This window comes from Streptococcus hepaticus (assembly GCF_043656315.1).
In the GTDB taxonomy this organism is placed as follows: domain Bacteria; phylum Bacillota; class Bacilli; order Lactobacillales; family Streptococcaceae; genus Streptococcus; species Streptococcus hepaticus.
In genome coordinates this window covers 124,709-141,077 of the sequence record NZ_JBINIY010000001.1, presented here as the reverse complement: position 1 = coordinate 141,077, position 16,369 = coordinate 124,709, and the positions used below count along the sequence as shown (strand labels likewise).

Sequence of the window (16,369 nt, the reverse complement as noted above, 5' to 3'; positions counted from 1 at the left end):
CTTTAATCTACCATTCTCCCCATGTAGTACAGGTCTAACCAATCTCCTTGATCTGTCCGAGCACCGCGTTTTTGCAAGCCTTCAATCTCAAATCCTAGCGATTGATACAATTTGACAGCTCGCTCATTTCGCAACTGAACTGTCAACTCTAAACGCCCCAATACCTGATAAAACTCAGCCCAGTTAATGACTTCTTTCAATAAAATCCGACCAATCCCCTGTCCCCAATAAGCCTTCTTTACAGCAATAAAAACATTTCCAATGTGACTTACTCGGTAAGGTTGAGCTGTTTTCACATTCACAAGCCCGATAATTTCCGAACCTATCTTGGCTAAGAGGCAAAATTGATCTACCGATTCCAAATTGGCGGCAAAAATCTTCTTTATCGCTTCTAGGGACAAGTCAAACTCAGCACCGGACATATCCAAATAGTCCGTCTCATCAGCCACCTGTCTCATAAAATCAATAAAAACCTGGGCATCACTCGGACTTGCTTCTTCAAAAACAACTTCCTGCTCAGCCATAGACCATTTCCTCCACCAAGGCCTGACTACGAGCACCATGTCCTGCGAAGGTCAATTCACGACCATCTCCGCTTCGTTTGATCGTTACGGTCACATAATCATCTAAAAGGGACGCGTCTAACAATTCTCCCCATTCGATGACCGTTACCCCATCACCATACAAAAAATCATCCAAGTCAATCGAATCCGGTTCATCCCCAATCCGATACACATCCAGATGATAAAGAGGTAGGCGCCCTTCATATTCACGTACAATCGTATAGGTCGGACTTTTTATCATTTGCTCAATATCCAGCCCCGCTGCAATACCTTTCGTCAAGGTGGTCTTTCCAGCTCCTAAGTCGCCAGATAAAACTAGGATATCTCCTGCCTGTAGAAGATTCCCTAGACGCTGTCCAATGGTTGTTAATTCTCGTTCATTTTGGCTATACATAGGCCATATTATACCATAGAAGGTGGTTTTTGTCATTTTCTGGCAAAAGAAAAAACCGCCGATAGACGACGGTTTGAAATCTGATTAGATGATGGCTAAAATAATGAAGTTCAAGATAAACATAGCTGTCGCTGCCCAAAGAATTGGGTGGATTTCTTTTGTTTGTCTCTTCACGATTTTCACCAGGCAGTAGAAGATAAAGGCTGCTGCAATACCGTATGAAATAGAGTAACACAATGACATAAAGAATGCGGCGAAGAAAGCAGGAAGGGCATCTTCAAAATTGCTCCAATCCACATCAAGGAAGGATGAAACCATCATAACCCCAACGATGATAAGGGCTGGTGCTGTTGCAGCTGCTGGGACAATCCCAACAAGCGGCAACAGAAGAATGGACAAAAGGAAGCACACTGCTGTTGAAACAGCCGTCAAACCTGTACGTCCACCTTCAGCAATACCTGCAGCAGACTCAACATAAGTTGTTGTATTTGAAGTACCAAAGAGGGCTCCAATTGATGTACCGATTGCATCTGCAAAGAGAGCACGGTCCATTTTTGAAGAGAAACCTGATGAATTCTCAAGGGCTGCTTCATCTTCTGCTGAGAAGATACCTGTACGACGACCAGTACCGATAAATGTACCAAGTGTATCAAATGTATCCGACAAGCTAAAGGCAAAGATTGTCATCAAAACAAGTGGCAAACGGCTGCTATTGCTAAAGAGAGACTTCATGCCATCAAAGGCAGCAAGGAAAGTCGTCCCAAGTTCACCAAAAGCATCACCCATATGACTTGAGAATGAGATGGTTGATAGATCCACTACACCCATTGGAATACCAAGAAGCGTTGTGACTACGATACCAATCAAAATAGCACCACGAACATTTTTAATCACCAAAACAGCTGTTAAGAGAAGTCCGATAATCGCTAATAGAACTGCTGGATCTGTAAAGGTTGAAATGGCAGGCACTACACCACCATTTGCAGCGATTGATTGGACACCATTTGACAAATCAGCTGCATCTGGAGCAGCACCATTGATGCTCACGATATTTCCAGCTGACAATGAGAAATCAATAATATTAGCATTTTTGAAACCAAGATAGGCTACAAAGACACCGATACCACCACCAATAGCATGCTGAAGACTAACTGGAATCGCTTTGATGATGCTCTTGCGAACTTTTGTCACTGTGATAAAGATGTTAAACAAACCACAGAGGAAAACCATTGCGAGTGCTTCTTGCCAAGAAAAACCAAGTCCAAATACCACTGTATAGGTAAAGAAAGCGTTAAGTCCCATACCTGGTGCAAGGGCGTAAGGTACATTTGCAAACAAGCCCATGAACGTGGTTGAAATAACTGACGCAATGATAGTAGCCAAGAAAACAGCTTTAGTTGGCATTCCTGCTGCACCCAAAATAGATGGGTTAACAAACAAGATATAACTCATGGCGAAGAAAGTTGTCAAACCAGCCATGATTTCAGTTGATACGGTCGTGCCGTATTCTTTCAATCTAAAAAAACGTTCCATTTTTCTAAAATTCTCCTTTATTTACGAACGATATCCAAATTATACTATAAAACATTCACTTTTTCAAGAAAAATAACCAATGTTTTTTCAATGACTTTCTATTTTAGACGATTTTTGTTATACTTTTAGGAAAGTTAAAGGAGCTATTAATGAAGAAAAAATTGATTGCCTTAGATCTAGACGGCACCCTTCTCAATAACCAAAGTCAACTAAGCGATTACACCATTGAAACCATTCAAAAAGTGCAACAAGCTGGTCATACTGTCCTAATTGCGACAGGGCGTCCTTACCGCATGGCCTACCAATTTTACCAACAACTGAAATTGGATACTCCTATGATTAACTTTAATGGTTCCTTGGTCCATATTCCGGAAAAAAAGTGGGAATGGGAGCAAAATATCTTAATCGACAAGCAGTATTTGTTGGATTTTTTAGATAACAAGGAAAATTTTCAAGCTATTTTCATCGCAGGAGAATACAAGAATAAATTTTTCATTACCCAAGACCATTTGGATGAAATTCACCCTAGTCTCATGGGGGTTGAAAATATTACTCCTGATACCTTGATTAAACCCGAACTGATCACCAGTGACCCGCATTCTATCCTTATGCATACACGCGCAGAAGATCGCTATGAGCTAGCCCAAGACATGCGCAAATTGTTTAATAACGAGTTGGAAATCAACACTTGGGGCGGTCCGCTTAGTATTTTAGAAACCTGTGCTAAAGGCGTAACAAAGGCTTCAGCCCTGCAATACTTACTGGACCAATACCAAGTTGATGCCACAGACTTGATTGCCTTTGGCGATGAGCACAATGATGTCCAAATGCTACAACTGGCTGGTACTGGGTACGCCATGAAGAACGCTAGCGATACTCTCCTTCCACACGCCGACCGCATGACCGAATTTACCAATGATCAAGACGGCGTAGCACGTGAGTTAGAAAAATTATTCTTATAAATAAGCCAAAAGACTTCTCATTCAACAATCGGAGGTCTTTTTTTTAAGCAAACTGTACCGATACGCATGCACGATTTTAGTCACAAAGGGAAGCTCATCTGTTACAGCCGATTGAAAAATTTTAAAAATAGTATGTATCCCCCCTCATTCCTTGACAAATTCATCCACAGCAAGCTCATTAAGAAGGCAAATTCCTTTTCTATTTCTCTCAAATACATAGATTTTATCTATCTTTTTTAAGCGAACAACTTCATCACTTTTTTCATAATTCTTCCATAATATATGCCGAAAACTTGCACACACCTTGTGCACTTATAAGTATGTTTTCCGCTGGTGCCGGTTCCATTTTCCTATAATAAAGGATTGACAAAACTTCTGTAAGCGGTTTATAATAATGTATGTTTAGAAGAGAACAATTTTATTATAGTTAACTCTTCAAATCAAATATATTTAGGAGGATCAATAATGAGTATTGGAATCATTATTGCAAGTCATGGCGAGTTTGCTGCTGGTATTCATCAGTCTGGCTCCATGATCTTTGGCGAACAAGAAAAAGTACAAGTTGTTACTTTTATGCCAAGTGAAGGACCAGAAGATCTTTATGCTAAGTTCAATGCCGCTATTGACGCATTTGACGGTGATGACGAAGTCTTGGTCTTGGCCGATCTTTGGAGTGGATCTCCATTTAACCAAGCAAGTCGCCTTGCTGGTGAACGCCCAGAGCGCAAGATTGTCATCCTTACAGGTCTCAACCTACCAATGTTAATCCAAGCCTACACAGAGCGTATGATGGACGCATCTGCAGGCGTGGATCAAGTGGCTGCAAATATTATTAAAGAGTCGAAGGATGGTGTGAAAGCCCTTCCTGAAGAACTAAATCCTGTAGAAGAGGTAGCAGCTCCAGTTGCCGCAGCAGCTCCTCAAGGTGCTATTCCAGAAGGCACTGTCATCGGCGATGGTAAGTTAAAAATCAACCTCGCTCGTATCGATACTCGTCTTTTGCACGGTCAAGTTGCGACAAACTGGACACCAGCTTCTAAAGCTGACCGTATCATCGTAGCCTCTGACGCTGTTGCAACAGATGATTTGCGCAAAGGTTTGATTAAACAAGCTGCACCAAATGGAGTACGTGCAAACGTTGTTCCAATCAAGAAATTGATTGAAGCAGCAAAAGATCCACGTTTTGGAAATACTCACGCCCTTATCTTGTTTGAAACACCTCAAGATGCTCTTGCAGCAATCGAAGGCGGTGTGCCAATTACAGAATTGAACGTTGGTTCAATGGCTCACTCAACTGGTAAAACAATGGTCAACAACGTATTGTCTATGGACAAAGAAGACGTTGCAACCTTCGAAAAATTGCGTGACCTCGGAGTTCAATTCGACGTTCGTAAAGTACCAAACGATAGCAAAAAAGATTTGTTTGAGTTGATTAACAAAGCAAACGTACAATAGAAAGGAATACAACTATGTCAGATATTTCAATTATTTCTGCGGTCTTGGTTGTTATTGTTGCCTTCATGGCTGGTCTTGAAGGTATCCTTGACCAATTCCAATTTCATCAACCAATCGTTGCATGTACCCTTATCGGTCTTGCAACAGGAAACTTGACTGCCGGCGTTATGCTCGGTGGCGCTCTTCAAATGCTTGCTCTTGGATGGGCAAACATTGGTGCTGCGGTTGCACCTGATGCTGCTTTAGCATCTGTTGCAGCAGCTATCATTTTCATCAAAGGTGGCGACTTTTCAAACGTTGGGGTAAACGTTGCAACTGCGGCTGCTATCCCTCTTGCCGTTGCAGGTCTTTTCTTGACAATGATCGTTCGTACTATCTCTGTCGGTCTTGTCCACACAGCAGACAAGGCTGCAAAAGACGGTAATATAGCTGGTGTTGAACGCGCTCACTTGTTTGCCCTTGTCCTTCAAGGTCTTCGTATCGCCGTTCCTGCTGCCCTTCTTCTTGCAATGCCAGCTGAAGCTGTACAAGCAGTATTAAACATGATGCCAGAATGGCTCAAAGGCGGTATGGCTGTTGGTGGTGGTATGGTTGTTGCCGTAGGTTATGCGATGGTTATCAACATGATGGCTACTCGTGAAGTATGGCCATTCTTCGCCCTCGGTTTCGTATTCGCAGCTGTTACTGATTTCACACTTATCGCACTTGGTACAATGGGTGTAGCGATTGCCTTCATCTACCTCAACCTTTCAAAACAAGGTGGTAACGGTGGTGGAACTGCTTCAGGTTCTGGTGACCCAATCGGCGACATCCTTGAAGACTACTAGAAAGGGGAATGAACATGGCTGAAAAAATTACACTCTCTAAAGCGGATCGCCAAAAAGTTTGGTGGCGTTCACAATTCTTGCAAGGTTCATGGAACTATGAGCGTATGCAAAACTTGGGTTGGGCTTATGCACTCATCCCTGCAATCAAAAAATTGTACACTAAAAAAGAAGACCAAGCTGCTGCCCTTGAGCGTCACTTGGAATTCTTCAATACTCACCCATACGTTGCAGCTCCAATCATCGGTGTAACGCTTGCCCTTGAAGAAGAAAAAGCAAACGGTACTGAAATTGAAGATGCAGCAATCCAAGGGGTTAAGATTGGTATGATGGGACCTCTTGCTGGTATCGGTGACCCAGTCTTCTGGTTTACAGTTCGTCCTATCCTCGGTGCTCTTGGAGCTTCACTTGCTGCTTCAGGAAATCTTGTTGGTCCACTTCTCTTCTTCTTTGGTTGGAACGCAATCCGTATGGCCTTCTTGTGGTACACTCAAGAATTTGGTTACAAAGCTGGTTCTGAAATCACTAAAGACATGTCAGGTGGTATCTTGAAAGACATTACGAAAGGTGCTTCTATCCTTGGTATGTTCATCTTGGCTGTCTTGGTACAACGTTGGGTATCCATCAACTTTACAGTGGATCTTCCAGGTAAACAATTATCAGAAGGTGCTTACGTTGTCTTCCCAGAAGGTGCCGTTAAAGGTGCAGAATTGAAAGGTATTCTTGGACAAGCCCTCAGTGGCATGAGCTTGGATCAAGTACAAGCACAATCGCTTCAAGGTCAGTTGAATTCCTTGATTCCAGGATTGATGGGTCTTGCCCTTACTTTCCTATGTATGTGGTTACTCAAGAAGAAAGTATCTCCAATCACTATCATCATCGCATTGTTCGTTGTTGGTGTGGTTGCACGTTTCTTCGGTATCATGTAAGACACAAAAGAGTTTCCGTTTTTGGAAACTCTTTTGCTTATGATATAATAGAATAAAATCAGATAACAAAGTGAGTAAACATGGCACAGTCATTAAACAAAGAGATCGAATTTCAGACTACTGGTGTTTCCTATATGGGGATTGGTGGTAAGGTTGGAAAATTTTTAGTCGGCGATACTGCCCTAGAATTTTATCCAGATGTAAACGTAGAAATGTATATCCAAATTCCTTGGACATCTATCAAACAAATTGGGGCAAATGTTCACGGTAGCAAAGTTAGCCGGCATTTTGAAATCTTTACCGACCAAGGAAAATTTCTTTTTGCTTCAAAAGATTCTGGTAAAATCTTAAAAATTACCAGACATCATATCGGAAATGAAAAAGTAATAAAACTACCGACACTTCTCCAAATGATCGGTAGAAAACTCAAAGAATTATTTGCCAAAAACGCATAATTCCTGTATAATAATCTCAACGGATAAGTAGGTTGTTTCCTTCTTTCAGAAAGTCTGCGGTTGCTGTGAGTAGGCATTAGGAGCAAGTGAAATTCTACCGTGATTTAATTAGAATAACAATTAAGAGCACTTCGGTGAAGTTGGATGGAACCGTGCAATCGCACTCCAACACTTGACCGGAGTGTTTTTTCTATCATATTGGAGGGAAAATCATATGCTTGATTTAAAACGAATTCGAACAGACTTTGCTGCTGTTGCACAAAAACTAGCAACTCGTGGAGTATCTGAAGAAACATTAACCGAACTCAAAGAACTAGACGAAAAACGTCGCGATCTTCTGGTGAAATCAGAAGAACTCAAGGCTGAACGCAATACTGTATCTGCGGAGATTGCTCAAGCAAAACGTAACAAAGAAAACGCAGATGCCAAAATCACTGCTATGCAGACCGTATCCGCCAGCATCAAAGCTGTTGATGCTGAGCTAGCTGAGATTGATGACAAATTGACTGCTATCATCACTGTGTTGCCAAATACCCCACATGATTCTGTACCAGTTGGTGCTGACGAGGAAGAAAATGTTGAAGTCCGCCGCTGGGGGACACCTCGTGAGTTTGATTTTGAGGTGAAAGCACACTGGGACCTTGGGGAAGACCTTGGTATTCTTGACTGGGAACGCGGGGCAAAAGTGACTGGGGCTCGTTTCCTTTTCTATAAAGGTCTCGGTGCTCGTTTGGAGCGTGCTCTTTACAACTTCATGTTGGATGAACACTTGGCAGAAGGTTATGAAGAAGTCATCACACCATACATGGTGAACCGCGACTCAATGTTTGGAACTGGACAATATCCAAAATTCAAGGAAGACACCTTTGAAATCAATGACGACGAACGCCCATTTGTTCTTATCCCAACAGCTGAAGTGCCATTGACAAACTACTACCGTAACGAAATCATTGACGGCAAAGACTTGCCAATCTACTTCACAGCTATGAGCCCATCATTCCGTTCTGAAGCGGGCTCTGCTGGTCGTGACACACGCGGTCTTATCCGTCTTCACCAATTCCATAAGGTTGAAATGGTCAAATTTGCCAAACCAGAAGAATCTTACGAAGAATTGGAAAAAATGACTGTTAACGCTGAAAATATTCTCCAAAAATTGGGCCTGCCATACCGCGTTTTAGCTCTCTGTACAGGGGATATGGGCTTCTCAGCTGCCAAAACCTATGACTTGGAAGTCTGGATTCCAGCACAAAATGCCTACCGTGAAATCTCAAGCTGTTCAAACACTGAAGATTTCCAAGCACGCCGTGCCCAAATCCGCTACCGTGACGAAGCTGACGGCAAGGTTAAATTGCTCCATACCTTGAACGGTTCAGGTTTGGCAGTAGGTCGTACAGTCGCTGCCATCCTTGAAAATTACCAAAACGAAGATGGTTCTGTTACAATCCCAGAAGTTCTCCGTCCGTACATGGGTGGGGTTGATGTGATTAAACCTTAACCTCTACGGAAGGTAAAAATGAAAAAGATGATGTTACTTGCCGGAGTCCTCTTGAGTCTGTCCTGCCTCTCTGCCTGCCAGAAGGAGACAAACTCTACTATCACTACTTCAACCAGTCAAGAAACCTCTAGTACCACTACTATCAGCTCTGAAACTAGTACTAGTTCGAGCAGTCAAGATGAAACAACACAAACTTCTTCCAGCCAGCAAGCCCAACCTGTCCTTGATATCCTTGGCATTCAAGCAGGCGATTATTCTAGCCTAGCTGGCACTTGGAGAGACAACCTTGGAAATACATTGACTTTCGATAAATATGGAGCGTTGGCAGAATATCCTACTGTAAAAATGGGGCCAAATTCTAATATTCGCAACAATGTTTTGGAACTATCTGTCCAAAATTCCGAACAAACGGGTAGCTTCAGGATAGTATTTATCCCTCAAAACATCACCTATTCTCCTACCTACGAAGATGGTACAAGTAGTCCAGATACTTCTGACACTAGTAAAGATCGGATCCTCATCGGACAAAATATTATCAATTCAAATCCAGACTATGTCTATTATCGTGTTGACACACCGTAGAAAAGTAAACAATCAGCTCTTCCACCTGAGAAGAGCTGATTTTCTTATGACTTATAAATAGTAAAGTGCCACTACCGACCAGGCATTGTTGATAAAATGCACTGCAATAGGATAAATCAAGTAACCTGTCTTATGATAGAGAACACAAAAGATAAGACCTCCACCTCCATAAATCAGCCAAGAGGCAAAATCGGTCGGTCCATGAAGGGCTCCGAAAAGCAGGCTTGAAACAAGCATACCAATAAGTACCTGAGACCCAAACAATTTCTTAAAGAAGTAACCCCGCAATACGACCTCTTCTACAATTGCTGGTAAAAAAGCTGTTATTAAGAAGGCCAGCCAAAAAGGAACTCCCTTCAAAGATTCTATGATTAAAGCATCATTGGCTGTTGCGATAGCACTCTGCAATTCCAACAAATAATAACCTAACATATCCGTCAACTGCATGATAGCAAAGCCTAATACGACTATCGCCAGACCATCCCAAGTAAGAATTTTAGAGTCCCAAACAGGCAGGTCATTTCTTTCAGCCCGCCACCAGAAAAAGACCAAAAGTCCCAACGTCATCAACCCAACTATTACCAAGGTGACTTGCGACTTAGACTCTTCCAATAGGATGTCTGGAAGAACAGCTAACACTAAGAAACCAAACACTCTCAATAAAATCCAAAGTTTTCCACCAATCCATTTCAAACCTTGACCTAATTGTTCCATATTCTCTCCTTCATCATTCCTATCTCTATCCTGTTCAGGAACTATGAGTAGCAGAAAGCCACCACCGACCAGGCATTATTGATAAGATGTACTGCAATGGGGTAGATTAGATAATCCGTCTTATAGTACAAGTAAGCCAAGATAAAACCTGGACTAGTATAAATGATCCAAGAGCCTAGATTGGTTGGTCCATGCAAGAAGGCAAAAAACAGACCAGACACCTCAATTCCCAGAATCTTGTGCTTTTCAAACAACTTTTTGAATAGATAACCTCTGATAATGATCTCCTCGGTAATGGCTGCCTGACAGGCTATCCTTACAAAGGCTAACCCAAAGGGAATAGCTCTTAACAGCTTTTCAATGCCAATCTGATTTGCAGTATCTTCAATCCCTTGAAGGTCCATGATAGTATGCCCTAAGACAGTAGAAAGGCTGGTGAATAGTAAGGTTAGGGCGACCAGTCCAAGTTCCTGCCAGGTCAGGAATTTTCTATCCCAAATGGCAAGCCCTTTCCTTTCTGCCAACCAACACATAAATACCATAATTCCAATAGAAGATATGCCGGTAGTCCATTGAGCGACTGGCGAGGTGGATTGTTACAATATGAAAGTTGGAATGAGTTCAAGAAGCAACAATAGAAAGGCCTGCAGCAAAATCCAGATTTTCCGACAAAGCCATTCCAATCGTTGACTGAATGTTTCTAGCATTTCCAAACTCCTATCCTACCCACTTCTCCATATAGACCATATCCATACCCTCCTGCTCAGGCTCGGTTTTGATAGCCTTATAACCGAGTTTTTCGTAGAAAGTGACTAATCTAGGCTCCTGTAAAACCGTACAGAGCACCCAGCGTCTAACCGTCGGATAAAGACTTTCTAAGTCTAGCATTGCCTTGTAACCGTAGCATTTTCCTCTGTGGTCTGGATCGATGCCAATCAAGCCTAGCCAGCCCTGATCTGCATCTTCAGCGACCGTTGTTCGTACTAAACCGACTGTGTGCCCTTCCTCAACAATCTTGTAGTAGGTGCAATTTGGTCGTACAAAGCGTGATTGGAAGTGGTCCATAGTTTCAATAGCAGGGTTGTATTGGTCCTGATAGGTTTCATACAAGGCTGCAAATGCTCGGTGCTGAATAGGCAGCAATTCTTCTGCATTTGATAAATCTGCTTTTACTAACATGGAAAACCTCCTGAAAATTATTTTATCCATTGTATCAAATCTAGCAAAAAAATACTAGGTCTTCCTAGTATTTTCTAAAGCGTTGATAGCGGTTTTCGAGTAGCTCATCAAGTGGTAAGGCTTGTAATTGAGCCAACTGGCTGACTAGGTTTTCCTTGATGTCAGCCAAGACTTCCTTGGTAGCTCTGCCATTTTCCAAAACAACCCGATCGACCACTCGGAGCTTCTCCAACTCGTATGACGTGATCTTCATGAGTTCTGCTGCTTCCATAGCTCGACTGCCGTCTTTCCAGAGGATAGAGGCGAAACCTTCAGGGCTGAGGACGGCGTACATGGAGTTTTCCAGCATCCAGACCTGGTCTGCGACTGCCAGGGCAAGTGCTCCACCAGAGCCCCCCTCACCGATGATGATGGCGATAATAGGTACCTTGAGGTCGCTCATCTCCATGAGGTTGCGGGCAATGGCCTCGCCCTGTCCACGCTCCTCGGCACCGACGCCTGGATAGGCTCCAGCGGTATTGATAAAGGTGACAACTGGACGACCGAACTTCTCCGCCTGTTTCATGAGGCGAAGGGCCTTGCGGTAGCCTTCTGGGTGAGGCTGACCGAAGTTGCGTTTGAGGTTGTCCTGAAGGTTCTTCCCTTTTTGGATACCGATAACTGTCACAGGTTGACCTGCTAGAAAGCCGATGCCACCCACTACAGCTTCGTCATCACGGAAATTCCGATCGCCGTGCAGTTCGATAAAGTCATCAAAGAGTTGTGTGGCATAGTCCAAGGTCGTCAGGCGAGCTTGGTCACGTGCCAAACGGATCATACGTGCTACATCACTGGTCATCTGACACCTCCATGCATTCTCAACAAGCGACTGATGGTCGCTGGCAAGTCCTGGCGTTTGACAATGGCATCGACAAAGCCGTGTTCTTGTAAAAATTCAGCCTTCTGAAAATCATCTGGCAGATTTTCACGCACAGTTGACTCAATAACCCGTCGTCCTGCAAAACCAACCAAGGTCTGCGGTTCAGCCAGGATAATATCGCCTTCCATGGCAAAACTAGCCGTCACACCTCCTGTTGTGGGGTCTGTCAAGATCGTCAGGTAAAAGAGGCCAGCATTGGAATGGCGTCTCACTGCTGCCGAAATCTTGGCCATTTGCATCAGGCTCATGATGCCTTCCTGCATCCGAGCACCACCAGATGCGGTAAAGAGGACAACTGGCAAACGCTCTTCAATCGCCAACTCAAAGAGGCAGGTGATTTTCTCACCGACCACCGTTCCCATAGAGGCCATGATAAAATGCGAATCCATGATGCCAAGGGCAACTGGCTGACCACCGATTGTCCCCTTGCCTGTCAAAACAGCTTCATCCAAGCCCGTTTTTTGACGGGTAGCTGCTAATTTTTCTAGATAATCGGGGAAGTCCAAGGAATTTTTCGTTTCAATCCCTGTAAACAATTCCTCAAACGAACCGTCATCGACTGTCAGAGCCAGGCGTTCCTGGGCTGTAATCCGGAAATTATAGGAACAGTGTTGACAGGTTTTCTCTGGTCCCAAATCCCTCTTGTAGAGGATTTCCTTACAAGCTGGACATTTGGAAAAGAGTTCATCTGGCACCTCTGGCTTTGCTTGAGGTGCTGACTCTATCCGCGAACGATTGGGATTGATGCGGATATATTTGTCCTTTTTGCGAAACAAAGCCATAGCATTCTCCTAGTTTACTTTTTTAATTCTTCCTGATAGCGGGGTAAAAATTCTTCCATGAGGTAGGCAGTATCATAATGACCAGCCACCACTCGCTTGTCGGAAATCAAGTCCAGCTGGAAGTCTGTATTGGTCACCACTCCGTCAATTTCCAATTCGTAAAGGGCTCGCTGCATCTTCATCAGAGCTTCAAAACGATTTTCCCCATGCACGATGACCTTGGCAATCATCGAATCGTAGTAAGGCGGAATGGTATAGCCTGGGTAAACAGCTGAATCTACACGTAAACCAACGCCACCACTTGGCAGGTAGAGATTGGAAATCTTACCTGGACTTGGGGCAAAGTTAAAGGCTGGATTTTCAGCATTGATGCGGCATTCAATGGCATGACCTGTAATCCGCACATCTTCTTGGCGGACACTGAGTTCCTGACCAGCCGCAATCTTGATTTGCTCCTTGACAATATCCACACCGGTAACAAATTCGGTAACAGGATGTTCTACCTGCACCCGTGTGTTCATTTCCATGAAGTAAAATTCGCCCTTGGCTTCGTCCAAAAGGAACTCAATGGTCCCCGCATTTTCATAACCAACTGACTGGGCAGCCCGCACTGCTGCTTGACCGATACGTTCCCGCATGGTCTGGCCGATAGCAATCGACGGAGCTTCTTCCAAGACCTTCTGGTTGTTGCGTTGAAGGGAACAATCCCGTTCTCCCAGATGGATGACATGACCGTGCTGGTCCGCCAAAATCTGTACTTCGATGTGGCGGGCTGGATAGACGACACGCTCCATATACATGGCTCCGTTGCCAAAGGCTGCCTTGGCTTCGCTGGAAGCTGATTCGAAGGCAGGCACTAGGTCTTCAGCTTTTTCCACCTTACGAATCCCCTTGCCGCCTCCACCTGCCGATGCTTTGAGCATGACAGGGTAGCCAATCTTTTCAGCGATTTCAAGGGCTTCTTGGCTGGTCAAAACTTCACCGTCTGATCCTGGAATAACAGGCACCTGAGCCTTAATCATCTCCGCCCGAGCATTGATTTTATCGCCCATGGTATCCATGACCGTCCCAGAAGGACCGATAAACTTGATACCAACCTCTTCACAGAGGGTGGCGAATTTGGAGTTTTCACTCAAAAATCCAAAACCTGGGTGAATGGCCTGAGCACCTGTCGCAACAGCCGCCGAGATGACCGCCTGCATATTGAGATAGGAGTCTGTCGAACGAGCAGGTCCGATACAGACAGCCTCATCTGCCAACATGGTGTGGAGGGCTTCCTTGTCAGCCTCTGAACAGACAGCCACCGTCGCAATCCCTAATTCCCTGGCCGCACGAATGATCCGCACCGCAATCTCACCACGATTGGCAATCAAAATCTTCTCAAACATGATGAATCCTATCTCCTTTAGATACTAATTTCCAATAGCAAAAGTCAACACCCCCGACGCAGCCAGTTTTCCGTCCACTTCTGCCTTTGCTTCAACGACCGCAATGCTTCCACGGCGTTTGACAAATTTAGCTGTCATAATCAACTGGTCACCAGGTACAACTTGCTTCTTAAATTTGACCTTGTCCATGCCGGCATAAAAAACCAGCTTGCCCTTGTTTTCTTCCTTGGATAATTCCAAGACACCAGCCGTTTGTGCCAAAGCCTCCATGATGAGAACTCCTGGCATAACAGGGTATTCTGGGAAATGCCCGTTGAAGAAGGGCTCGTTAATGGTCACATTTTTAAGGGCGACAATCTCATCTTCCGATACTTCAAGGACACGATCGACCAAGAGCATAGGGTAGCGATGAGGAAGAGCCTCTTTAATTTTCAAAATATCAATCATTTGATGCGTACTAATCCTTGTCCAAATTCTACAACGTCTTGGTTGGCCACCAAAATCTCTGTGACCACACCATCACGATCAGCAGGCACTTCGTTCATGACCTTCATGGCTTCGATAATCATGAGAGTCTGCCCTTTTTTGACCGTATCGCCAACTGCTACAAAGGCTGGCTTGTCAGGGGCTGGTGACAAATAAGCCACACCAACCAGTGGACTTTCCACTACCGCACCTTCTGCCACGGGGCTGGCACCTGCTTCTACTGGAGCTGGCTCACTGGTTTCAACTGCTGGCACAGGGGCTGGGCTTGCAGGAGCTACTGGAGCAAGCGGAGCTTCTACGATTGGACTCGGAGCCGCTGTCGCCTGTTGGTTTTTACTGAAATGCAAGGTTTCCCCAGCATTGCTATATGAAAATTCTCGCAAACTTGACTGGTCAAACTGACTCATCAGGTCCTTAATTTCTGTAATATTCACTTAAGCCTCCCAACGTTTGAAAGCAATCACCGAGTTGTGACCTCCAAAGCCAAATGTATTTGAAATGGCATGGCGGATTTCCATATCACGCCCCTGTCCATAAATGACATCCGCTTCAATATCTTCAGATAATTCTGTCGTACCAGCTGTCTTTGGTGCATAAGAATGACGCATAGCCTCAATGACAGCTGCCGCCTCAACGGCACCCGCTGCCCCCAACAAGTGCCCTGTGAAGGACTTGGTAGAAGAAACTGGCGTGTTCTTGCCGAAGACAGATACGATAGCTTGGCTTTCCCCTTTTTCATTAGCCGGTGTCGAAGTACCATGGGCATTGATGTAGTCAATATCAGCTGGCTCTAAACCTGCTTCTGAAATGGCCAACTTCATGGCCTTAATAGCACCCAGACCTTCTGGATGTGGAGAAGTCATGTGGTAAGCATCGCAGGTATTTCCATAACCAACAATTTCAGCCAAAATCGTCGCCCCACGAGCTTCTGCATGTTCCAAACTTTCCAATACTAAAACCGCGGAACCCTCTCCCATGACAAAACCATTGCGGTCCTTGTCAAATGGAATAGACGCACGTTCTGGATCCTCAGTAGTCGACATAGCTGTCAAAGCTTGGAAACCACCGATTGCAAACGGAGTAATGGCTGCTTCTGCTCCACCTGCCAACATGACATCTTGGAAGCCAAACTTGATTTCACGGAATGCTTCTCCTAAGGCATCATTTGACGAAGCACAGGCTGTGATAATACACTTGCAGACACCATTGGCACCGACCTGCATGGCAATATTTCCGGCCGCCATATTTGGAAGAGCTTTTGGAAGAGCCATGGGACGAATGCGTTTTGGACCTTTTTCGTTCATCCGAGCCACTTGCTCTTCAATTTCCAAAATACCACCGATACCTGTTGATAAGATAACACCGAAGCGATCGCTGTCAACTTTCTCTGTATCAAGCCCCGCATTTGCAACCGCCTCACGAGCTGCATAAAGTGCATACAAGGAGTAGTTGTCATAGCGGTTGCTATCCTTTTTCACAAAATATTTATCAAAAGGAAAATCTTTCAGCTCTGCTGCATTGTGAACATTGTAGTCACTAGTATCAAATTTTGTAATGGGACCAATCCCAATCTGACCTGTTTCAAGACTCTTCCAGAAGTCCTCTGGTGTGTGGCCAATGGGTGAAGTCACTCCATAACCTGTTACCACAACTCGATTAAATTTTGTCATTCTTTTCTCCTTATTTATCGGATTTATCGGAAAACCAGT

At 44.3% G+C, this 16,369-nt stretch carries 19 protein-coding genes; 7 read left to right on the top strand and 12 right to left on the bottom strand.

Annotated features, from left to right (window positions below):
• Positions 1–2 precede the first annotated feature (2 nt).
• The 3 genes from ACHUFA_RS00720 to ACHUFA_RS00710 form a co-directional block, all read right to left on the bottom strand.
• Positions 3–524, bottom strand: coding sequence for a GNAT family N-acetyltransferase (locus ACHUFA_RS00720; RefSeq protein WP_394404629.1), 522 nt, complete (start codon positions 522–524; stop codon positions 3–5).
• On the bottom strand, positions 517–957 hold the full coding sequence (gene tsaE, locus ACHUFA_RS00715) for a tRNA (adenosine(37)-N6)-threonylcarbamoyltransferase complex ATPase subunit type 1 TsaE (protein ID WP_318530318.1): 441 nt from the start codon (positions 955–957) through the stop codon (positions 517–519). The genes ACHUFA_RS00720 and tsaE overlap by 8 nt, the downstream gene beginning before the upstream one ends.
• 84 nt (positions 958–1,041) lie before the next feature.
• Positions 1,042–2,490, bottom strand: a complete 1,449-nt coding sequence (locus ACHUFA_RS00710) for an NCS2 family permease (RefSeq protein ID WP_394404628.1) — start codon at positions 2,488–2,490, stop codon at positions 1,042–1,044.
• 149 nt (positions 2,491–2,639) lie between these two features.
• Here ACHUFA_RS00710 and ACHUFA_RS00705 point away from each other — a divergent pair, with 149 nt between their 5' ends.
• The 7 genes from ACHUFA_RS00705 (at position 2,640) to ACHUFA_RS00675 (ending at position 9,192) form a co-directional block, all read left to right on the top strand.
• A complete protein-coding gene (locus ACHUFA_RS00705) occupies positions 2,640–3,452 on the top strand; it encodes a Cof-type HAD-IIB family hydrolase (RefSeq protein WP_222347088.1) in 813 nt (270 codons plus the stop codon).
• A 465-nt stretch (positions 3,453–3,917) separates the two neighbouring features.
• A complete protein-coding gene (locus tag ACHUFA_RS00700) occupies positions 3,918–4,907 on the top strand; it encodes a PTS sugar transporter subunit IIB (RefSeq protein WP_222347089.1) in 990 nt (329 codons plus the stop codon).
• Between the two features lie 14 nt (positions 4,908–4,921).
• Entirely contained in the window at positions 4,922–5,734 is an 813-nt protein-coding gene (locus ACHUFA_RS00695) for a PTS mannose/fructose/sorbose transporter subunit IIC (RefSeq protein WP_222347090.1), read from the top strand.
• Between the two features lie 14 nt (positions 5,735–5,748).
• Entirely contained in the window at positions 5,749–6,660 is a 912-nt protein-coding gene (locus tag ACHUFA_RS00690; RefSeq protein WP_222347091.1) for a PTS system mannose/fructose/sorbose family transporter subunit IID, read from the top strand.
• Between the two features lie 80 nt (positions 6,661–6,740).
• Entirely contained in the window at positions 6,741–7,115 is a 375-nt protein-coding gene (locus ACHUFA_RS00685; RefSeq protein WP_222347092.1) for a DUF956 family protein, read from the top strand.
• Positions 7,116–7,329: 214 nt separating this feature from the next.
• On the top strand, positions 7,330–8,610 hold the full coding sequence (gene serS, locus ACHUFA_RS00680) for a serine--tRNA ligase (RefSeq protein ID WP_394404627.1): 1,281 nt from the start codon (positions 7,330–7,332) through the stop codon (positions 8,608–8,610).
• Between the two features lie 18 nt (positions 8,611–8,628).
• Complete coding sequence (locus ACHUFA_RS00675; protein WP_222347094.1) at positions 8,629–9,192, top strand: DUF6287 domain-containing protein; 564 nt, start codon at positions 8,629–8,631, stop codon at positions 9,190–9,192.
• Positions 9,193–9,243: 51 nt separating this feature from the next.
• Here the strand turns inward: ACHUFA_RS00675 and ACHUFA_RS00670 are convergent, their stop codons facing one another.
• The 9 genes from ACHUFA_RS00670 to fabF form a co-directional block, all read right to left on the bottom strand.
• Positions 9,244–9,906, bottom strand: a complete 663-nt coding sequence (locus ACHUFA_RS00670; protein WP_318530317.1) for a CPBP family intramembrane glutamic endopeptidase — start codon at positions 9,904–9,906, stop codon at positions 9,244–9,246.
• A gap of 41 nt (positions 9,907–9,947) precedes the next feature.
• Positions 9,948–10,430, bottom strand: coding sequence for a CPBP family intramembrane glutamic endopeptidase (locus ACHUFA_RS00665; protein WP_394404626.1), 483 nt, complete (start codon positions 10,428–10,430; stop codon positions 9,948–9,950).
• A 193-nt stretch (positions 10,431–10,623) separates the two neighbouring features.
• The gene (locus ACHUFA_RS00660; protein ID WP_394404624.1) at positions 10,624–11,085 is read right to left on the bottom strand and encodes a GNAT family N-acetyltransferase; all 462 of its coding nucleotides are present in this window, start codon (positions 11,083–11,085) and stop codon (positions 10,624–10,626) included.
• A gap of 64 nt (positions 11,086–11,149) precedes the next feature.
• Complete coding sequence (locus ACHUFA_RS00655) at positions 11,150–11,923, bottom strand: acetyl-CoA carboxylase carboxyl transferase subunit alpha (protein WP_394404623.1); 774 nt, start codon at positions 11,921–11,923, stop codon at positions 11,150–11,152.
• Entirely contained in the window at positions 11,920–12,786 is an 867-nt protein-coding gene (gene accD / locus ACHUFA_RS00650) for an acetyl-CoA carboxylase, carboxyltransferase subunit beta (protein ID WP_394404622.1), read from the bottom strand. The genes ACHUFA_RS00655 and accD overlap by 4 nt, the downstream gene beginning before the upstream one ends.
• A gap of 14 nt (positions 12,787–12,800) precedes the next feature.
• Positions 12,801–14,174, bottom strand: a complete 1,374-nt coding sequence (gene accC / locus ACHUFA_RS00645) for an acetyl-CoA carboxylase biotin carboxylase subunit (protein WP_394404621.1) — start codon at positions 14,172–14,174, stop codon at positions 12,801–12,803.
• Between the two features lie 24 nt (positions 14,175–14,198).
• On the bottom strand, positions 14,199–14,621 hold the full coding sequence (fabZ, locus tag ACHUFA_RS00640) for a 3-hydroxyacyl-ACP dehydratase FabZ (RefSeq protein ID WP_394404620.1): 423 nt from the start codon (positions 14,619–14,621) through the stop codon (positions 14,199–14,201).
• A complete protein-coding gene (accB, locus tag ACHUFA_RS00635; protein WP_024389246.1) occupies positions 14,618–15,094 on the bottom strand; it encodes an acetyl-CoA carboxylase biotin carboxyl carrier protein in 477 nt (158 codons plus the stop codon). Before accB ends, fabZ begins: the two co-directional genes overlap by 4 nt.
• Positions 15,095–16,330, bottom strand: coding sequence for a beta-ketoacyl-ACP synthase II (gene fabF / locus ACHUFA_RS00630; protein WP_394404619.1), 1,236 nt, complete (start codon positions 16,328–16,330; stop codon positions 15,095–15,097).
• Between the last annotated feature and the right edge of the window lie 39 nt (positions 16,331–16,369).